Raw genomic sequence first — 6,717 nt, forward strand, 5'->3', positions numbered from 1 at the left:
CATCGATGTCACGGCAGGCGAGGGGACCGGCCGGGCAGATCGACAAGGAGTCATCGATGTCAGTTGCTCTTTCGAGGCGCGCGAGGATCGCGGCGGTCGCGGCGTTCCTGCTGCTCCCGGCCGCCGGCTGCGCCACCGGACCGAACCCGGGCGCCGCGCCGTCGGCGAGCGCCTCCGCCGCGAGTACCGCACCGTCGGCGGCGCCCGCCGACTTCGCCCGGCTGGAGACCGAGTTCGGAGCCCGGCTCGGCGTGTACGCCATCGACACCGGAACCGGACGCGTCGTGGCCCACCGCGCCGACGAGCGCTTCGCGTACGCCTCGACCTTCAAGGCGCTCGCCGCCGCGGCGGTGCTGGACCGGACCACGACGGCGGAGCTGAACAAGGTTGTCCGCTACACGGAGGCGGACCTGGTGCCGTACTCGCCGGAGACGGAGAAGCACGTCAAGACCGGCATGCCGCTGCGGGACGTCGCCGTGGCGGCGGTGACCCTCAGCGACAACACCGCGGGCAACCTGCTGCTGAAGCAGCTCGGTGGCCCGGAGGGGTTCGCGGCGGCGCTGCGGGAGATCGGCGACGACACCACCCGCCCGGCGCGCTGGGAGGTCGACCTGAACGAGGCCACCCCGGGCGACATCCGGGACACCAGTACCCCGCAGGCGCTCGCCGCGAGCCTGCGGGCGTACGTGCTGGGGGATGCCCTCGACGCCGAGGACCGGGAGCTGCTGACCCAGTGGCTGAAGGCGAACACCACCGGCGACAAGACCATCCGGGCCGGCGTGCCGGACGGGTGGACCGTCGGCGACAAGACCGGCTCCGGCGGGTACGGCACCCGCAATGACATCGCCGTCATCTGGCCGGCCGAGGGCGCCCCGATCGTGCTGGCGGTCATGTCCAGCAAGGACGCCGAGGACGCCGAACGTGACGACGCACTGCTGGCCCGGGCGACCGAGGTGGTCGTGGCGGAACTGCGGGGCTGAGTAAGGGGTCAGCCGTACGCACATGCCACTCGTCACGCTTGAGATTGCCGAGCGTGACGGTGGGTAGGAGGAGCTCCGAACTCACAAGGAGGATCTTCTGTGCGTACGGCTTCCCGACTCTGCGCCGCCACCGTCGGATTGGCGCTGCTGGCCTCACCCGCTGTGGCGAACGCGAACCCCGCGACGGCGCCGACGACCGGCGCCCCGACCTGCGTGGTGCAGTCGACGCAGAGTGAGCAGCAGCGGCTGGTTGCCCTGACCGACGTCGGCACCCTTGCCGGGATCGAGGACGCCCGGGCCCGGGTCGTCGAGATCAACGAGCTGCTCGCCGCGCGCGGTGACAACCGCGGCACCTTCTCGCTGGTCTACAAGGAGATCCTCGACAAGACCATCCCGGCGCTGACCGACGGCACGTTCCGGGACCCGCGCTGGGCGCGGAACCTCTCGGTCGACTTCGTCACCCGGTACCTGGAGAACTTCCACGCCCACCTCACCGGCGGCACGCCGACGCCGTACTGGCAGTCATTCTTCGACCTGGCCGCCGACTGCGACCGCAGCCCCGCCCGGGTCGTCGGCGAAGGCATCTCCACCCACCTGGTCGTCGACTTCCCCGACTCGCTGATCGCCGTCGACACCCGCACCCGCCACCTGCGCGATTACACCGTGTACGGCGAGGCTCTCGTCGAGGCGGCGCCGGGCATCGTCGAGCGGATGCGCGAGTACTACGGCGTCGACATGCGGCCCTTCTTCCAGCTCTGGCTCGTCGGCGAGGTCTTCGGCGAGACCACCGCGACCACCGCGCTCTTCCAGTCCGTACGCGCCGTCGCCTGGACCAACGCGATGGGTCTGCGGCTGCACGAACGGCACGCCCGTACGAAGATCGACCGCACCTGGCGGGCCGCCGGTGTGGTGCTCGACGGCCTGGAGAAGACCGGAAAGATCTGACGCGGCGAGCCGATATCGGCGGGGGTGTCGGGGGTCGGTGGCATGGTGTTGGCCATGGCATCGGAGTCCCGGCACCTCAGCGCCTCCCCGAACCTCAGCGTCTCCCGGCACCTCAGCGCCTCCCCGAACCTCAGCGTCTCCCGGCACCCCAGCGTTTCCCGGCACTTCAGCGTCTGCATCGACCGGCCCGCGGGGGCGGTCTACGCGTACGTCTCGAATCCCGCGAACCTCATTAAGTGGGCCCCGGGCCTCGGCAGCGCGGTCGCCCGGCGCGACGGTGACTGGTACGTCGAAACACCGGACGGCCAGGTGAAGATTGAATTCGTCCCGCCGAACCCGCACGGAGTCCTCGATCACGACGTGACGATGCCCTCCGGGGAGGTCGTCTACAACCCGATGCGGGTCATCGCGGACGGCGACGGCTGCGAGGTGGTCTTCACCCTGCGCCGTCGGCCGGGCATGACCGACGAGGAGTGGGCCCGCGACGCCGACCTCGTGGCCGGCGACCTCGCCCGGCTGGCCCGAGTCCAAGGTGGCTGAGCAGCCGGATCTGCCCTCGTCGAGCGGTTTCCTCCTTCTCAGCTCTTGAACATCCAGTAGCGCCCTTGTCGGCTGGTCACCTTGAGGGTGGCGGGGGGCGCGGCGGGGGCCGGCCAGATCTGCAGCAGGTACTCGTCGACGACGTCGTCGTATTTCAGGTCAGGGTTTCTCGTCTCGTCCATTCCCCTGCAGTGGTAGCGGATCCGATACGCGCCGGGGCCCGCCGGCAGTGGCGGCAGCGCATGTGGCGCCACGCCGTCAAACAGGAACAGCTTCAACTCGGCCGCCACCGCCTCGAACGGCACCTCCACGACGTCCTCGTACGCATCGAGTTCAGCGCCGGGGTCGGCTTCGTCGATCGTGATCGAGAGTTCGACGAGGCCCGTATGGCGACTCGTGATGAAGAAGACTTCACCTGGCGCGGTGGCGATGAGACCCGGCGGGCGTCTGCCGAAGAACTCCTGGGACCAATCGGTGCGGCCCTCCGACCGGATATCAGCGAGCCTGAGAGAGCCGTAGTGCACGTCGACCAGCGCCGGAAAATCCCCCATCCGGCGACACTAGACCCGTGAACCCGCCGCCGGGGATCGGGCATGAACGGGTGTGAACGAACTACGCTCGCCGCCGGTGCAGACCGCAGACGACGTCCTGATCCGTGAGTCGATTCGGGAGCCGGAGCGGTTCGCGCCGCTCTTCGACCGGCACGCGGACGCCGTCCACCGGTACCTGGCGCGCCGGATCGGTGAATCCGCCGACGACCTGCTCGCCGAGACCTTCCTGGTGGCGTTCCGCCGCCGGGCCGCGTACCAGCCGACGCAGCTGGACGTACGGCCGTGGTTGTTCGGCATCGCCACCAACGTGCTGCGCCGCCACGTCCGCCAGGAGGGCCGTCGCTACCGGGCGCTCGCCCGGGCGGGCTGGTCCGAACCTGGCGCGTACGCAGACGACCCGCCCGACGACCGGCTCGACGCCCAGGCGCTGCGGGCCGAACTCGCCGCGGCGCTGGCCGCGCTCAAGCCCGCCGACCGCGACGTGCTGCTGCTGCTGGCCTGGGCCCAACTCTCGTACGCGGAGATCGCCGCCACGCTCGACATCCCGATCGGGACCGTGCGCTCGCGGCTGAACCGGGCCCGCCGCCTGACCCGCGCCGCACTGACCTCGCTGGAGGAGGACCGATGAACGAGATCAAGATCCTGGAAACGTACGGTCCGGACGGCCCGTCCCTCTCCGACGAGGCACGGCAGGCAGCTCGCAGCCGCCTCCTCGCCGAGATCACGGCAGTCACGGCGTACGCCGATCGGCCGGCGCTACCGGTCACCCGGCGCGTCGCGTCCGGGCTGCTGCGGCTGCCGCCCCTGGTGCGGATGGCCCTGGCCGGGGCGGCGGTGACGGCGATGGCGGTTCTGGCGGTCACGGTCCTGCCGCAGCCGCCGGAGGCCACCCAGGGCCCGCCTGTCGCCGGCGGCGAGGAGCCACCCCCGGTCCTGCCGTCCACCGGTCCGGTCAAGCTGGTCGCCGCGACCGCCCTCGAGTTCCCGTACGCCCTGCCGCTGCTCGGCGAGCCGTCGTTCACCAGTGGGCCAGCGGACGTCATCGCCGTCTACAAGTCGGCCGACGCCATGAACGACGTGCTCCTCTGGCCCGAGGCAAACCCTGACGAGTCGTACTTTCCGACCCGCGACATCAGCGTGGACGGCCGTCCGGGACACATCAGTTTCTATCACGACGACACGTCCGACATGGCAAGTCTCACCTGGGAGCGCCGGCCCGGCGAGTGGGTGACCATCGTCGGCAACGGCCGGTACGGCAGCGAGGAAGCGGTACTGCAACTCGCCCGGCAGGTGGTGGACCAGCCCCAACGCGTCCCCTTCCAGATCGCCATCGGTCTGGTGCCGGACGGCTGGGAGCTACGGGGGTTCAAAATGGACGGCGCGATCGTCAGCTATCGCGACCCGGCCCCTCCCCACCTGAGCCTGGCCGTGCAATGGAAGCCAACGCCCGATTGGCACCCGGACTCCGATGTAGATGGCTTCGAGGCGGGGCAGGACGTCACGGTCGACGGGCGGCATGCCCGTCTCGTCCGGACCAGGGAGACCTGGATGCTGACCACCACACTCCCCGACGGATCCGGCTTCACTCTGCAGGTGCCGCGCTCCTTCACCCCAGACCAGGTGATCGCCGTCGCCGAAAGCGTCCGGCGGGGCGATTCTTAGACGCCTTACCGCAGCGGGCCAGGTGAACCGATCTCCCACCTGGCCCGCTGTCTCGGCTCGTGGTCAGGCGTCCTTCTGCTGTGACATGTCGCTTTCCTGGCAACAGCCGCGGCTCTCCTCGTCCCACAGTCAGAGGTGCAACAGGATTAGCGTGACGGTATGAGCACTCGCGACGCGCCCGCGCAGATCGGCGACCTTCCCCCGATCGGACGACCGGCCAACAGCGCTTTCCTGGAAGCCGGAATCACCACGCTTGTACAGGTGGCCACCCACAGCCGGCGGGAGTTGCTGGCCATGCACGGGGTCGGACCGAGAGCGATCCGGATTCTCGCCACCGCGCTGGCCGAGCGGGGTCTTGACTTCGCCGACTGACAGCGAAGGTCATCGGGCACCCACCGGGTGCCAACGGGTGGCACGGTTTGGTCGTAGCTGGCTCTTAAGATGACCGGCCATGACCCGCACCACGCCACCGCGGCCGGTCGATATCACCGCCGTCTTCCCCGAGTTGCCCGAGCACTCGACGACGGCGACGCGTCTACATCCGCGGCGCGGCCGTCCGACAACTGCCGAGAGCTCGGTCGGGGGACCCCTGCTCTGGCCGGCTGACGAGCCATGGCCGGTGTGCGGCGACGGCGACGCTCACGAGATCTCCGAACTCGAGACGCCGGCGAGTGTCCGCCGTCGCCGGGAGATTTACGAGGCGGCGAAGGCGCGGGCAGCCGCGACCGGCACCCCCTACCAGTTGACCGACGACGAGCGGGCGGAGCTGCGGCACTCGGAGTTCTCCGTGCCGTACGACCTGGTGGAGCAGCCGATCCCGATGGTCGCCGTGGCGCAGCTCTACCGCCGGAACATTCCCGACTTCGTCGGCCCGGACGGCGCCGACCTGCTGCAGGTGCTGTGGTGCCCGCTGGATCACCCTGATGAGGGCTACAACCCGCGCGTACGGCTGCGCTGGCGGCGTAGCAGCGACGTCGCCGACCCTTTGGCGGCGGCTCCCGAACCGCCAGTGGTGGTCGGCTCCTATCTGCCGACGCCGTGCGTAATTCATCCGGAGCAGGTCCGCGAGTACCAGTACGGCGGCCTGCTACCCGAGGAACTGGCGGATCGGATCACCGCCTGGGAGGAGGGCGATGAGGATGATGACGAAGCCGAGGTCAGCTATCAGTACGACCTGTCACTGGCGCCCGGCTGGAAGGTGGGCGGCTTCGCGAACTGGTCGCTCAGCGATCCGCATCCGATGGAGTGCGCCGACTGTGGCACCACGATGACGCTGCTCTTCACCGCCGACTCCGCCGAGTGGAGCGGCCCCGGATGCAGCTGGCGGCCGGTGGAGGATCCACCGGAGGCTGCGCTTGACCCCACAGACATCTGTATCGGCAGGGGTTACGCCTTGTACGTCTTTCGCTGCCCGGTTTCCTTTGCGCACCCGCCGGCTGTCGCCATGCAGTGACTTCTCCAAACAGTGGGGCCTCGCCGGCAAGCCAACAGTCCACCGACGCCCGTGGTAGTCCGTGATTGCACGCCCTGGTGGTGACCCAACTCGTCACTCACTACCGGGCGGGTGTTCGCGTCGCAGGCGTGCATGTTCAGCGGTCGCCCTCATCGCCCTCGTCGTCGCCGTAGACGTCCAGCCATAGATCGCCCGGCAATTTGAGCAACCGATGGAGAAGGTCACGGTCAAGTTCGACGGCATGTTCTGTGGCGTGGGAGCCGAGGAAACAAAACCAATTCGCCCAGTAGCCCGCTTCGACGAGCTGCCATAGCCGGTCCGCCACCGGCTCTAGAATGTCGAGCAGGCTCCCCAACTGCTCGACAAGTTCGACGTCGCTCTCGGGACTCTCCGCACTTCTGAGCGACCAACCGCACTCCTCATGCCGCGTCGCACTTCGGGAGCCGACCGGTGTGCCCGCCTCGAACACGTCGCTCGGTTGAATGCCCAGGAGCTGCGTCACATGCGCAGTGGGCCTGCCCCGCTTTGACGGACATCCGAGATCAGGGGACCTGGGGTCTCCGGGAGGATGTCCATCATCATGGAG

9 protein-coding genes are annotated in these 6,717 nt (G+C 69.2%); 7 read left to right on the forward strand and 2 right to left on the reverse strand.

The genetic code is table 11. The features are described from left to right. Positions 1-56: 56 nt before the first annotated feature. From bla to ACK8GG_RS21190, 3 genes are all read left to right on the forward strand, one after another. Positions 57-980, forward strand: a complete 924-nt coding sequence (bla, locus tag ACK8GG_RS21180) for a class A beta-lactamase (RefSeq protein ID WP_440357085.1) — start codon at positions 57-59, stop codon at positions 978-980. A gap of 99 nt (positions 981-1,079) precedes the next feature. Continuing rightward, positions 1,080-1,925: a DUF5995 family protein gene (locus ACK8GG_RS21185; protein WP_440357086.1), complete on the forward strand. Its 846-nt coding sequence runs from the start codon at positions 1,080-1,082 to the stop codon at positions 1,923-1,925. Between the two features lie 54 nt (positions 1,926-1,979). After that, positions 1,980-2,465, forward strand: coding sequence for an SRPBCC family protein (locus ACK8GG_RS21190; RefSeq protein WP_440357087.1), 486 nt, complete (start codon positions 1,980-1,982; stop codon positions 2,463-2,465). A gap of 38 nt (positions 2,466-2,503) precedes the next feature. Here ACK8GG_RS21190 and ACK8GG_RS21195 read toward each other — a convergent pair whose 3' ends face one another. Beyond that, positions 2,504-3,016, reverse strand: a complete 513-nt coding sequence (locus tag ACK8GG_RS21195; RefSeq protein ID WP_440357088.1) for a hypothetical protein — start codon at positions 3,014-3,016, stop codon at positions 2,504-2,506. A gap of 76 nt (positions 3,017-3,092) precedes the next feature. On the opposite strand from ACK8GG_RS21195, the gene ACK8GG_RS21200 reads away from it, so the two are divergent. From ACK8GG_RS21200 to ACK8GG_RS21215, 4 genes are all read left to right on the forward strand, one after another. Continuing rightward, positions 3,093-3,644 carry an RNA polymerase sigma factor gene (locus ACK8GG_RS21200; RefSeq protein ID WP_440357089.1) on the forward strand — a complete coding sequence of 184 codons (552 nt, stop codon included), beginning with the start codon at positions 3,093-3,095 and terminating at the stop codon, positions 3,642-3,644. Further along, positions 3,641-4,678 (forward strand): hypothetical protein, encoded by a 1,038-nt coding sequence (locus ACK8GG_RS21205; RefSeq protein ID WP_440357090.1) that lies wholly within the window; start codon positions 3,641-3,643, stop codon positions 4,676-4,678. The genes ACK8GG_RS21200 and ACK8GG_RS21205 overlap by 4 nt, the downstream gene beginning before the upstream one ends. A gap of 159 nt (positions 4,679-4,837) precedes the next feature. After that, the gene (locus tag ACK8GG_RS21210) at positions 4,838-5,050 is read left to right on the forward strand and encodes a helix-hairpin-helix domain-containing protein (protein ID WP_440357091.1); all 213 of its coding nucleotides are present in this window, start codon (positions 4,838-4,840) and stop codon (positions 5,048-5,050) included. Between the two features lie 79 nt (positions 5,051-5,129). Further along, positions 5,130-6,131, forward strand: a complete 1,002-nt coding sequence (locus ACK8GG_RS21215; protein WP_440349282.1) for a hypothetical protein — start codon at positions 5,130-5,132, stop codon at positions 6,129-6,131. A gap of 136 nt (positions 6,132-6,267) precedes the next feature. Here ACK8GG_RS21215 and ACK8GG_RS21220 read toward each other — a convergent pair whose 3' ends face one another. After that, the gene (locus tag ACK8GG_RS21220) at positions 6,268-6,633 is read right to left on the reverse strand and encodes a DUF4279 domain-containing protein (RefSeq protein ID WP_440357092.1); all 366 of its coding nucleotides are present in this window, start codon (positions 6,631-6,633) and stop codon (positions 6,268-6,270) included. Positions 6,634-6,717 lie beyond the last annotated feature (84 nt).

Source organism: Melissospora conviva (genome assembly GCF_049523535.1).
GTDB classification, from domain to species: Bacteria; Actinomycetota; Actinomycetes; order Mycobacteriales; family Micromonosporaceae; genus Melissospora; species Melissospora conviva.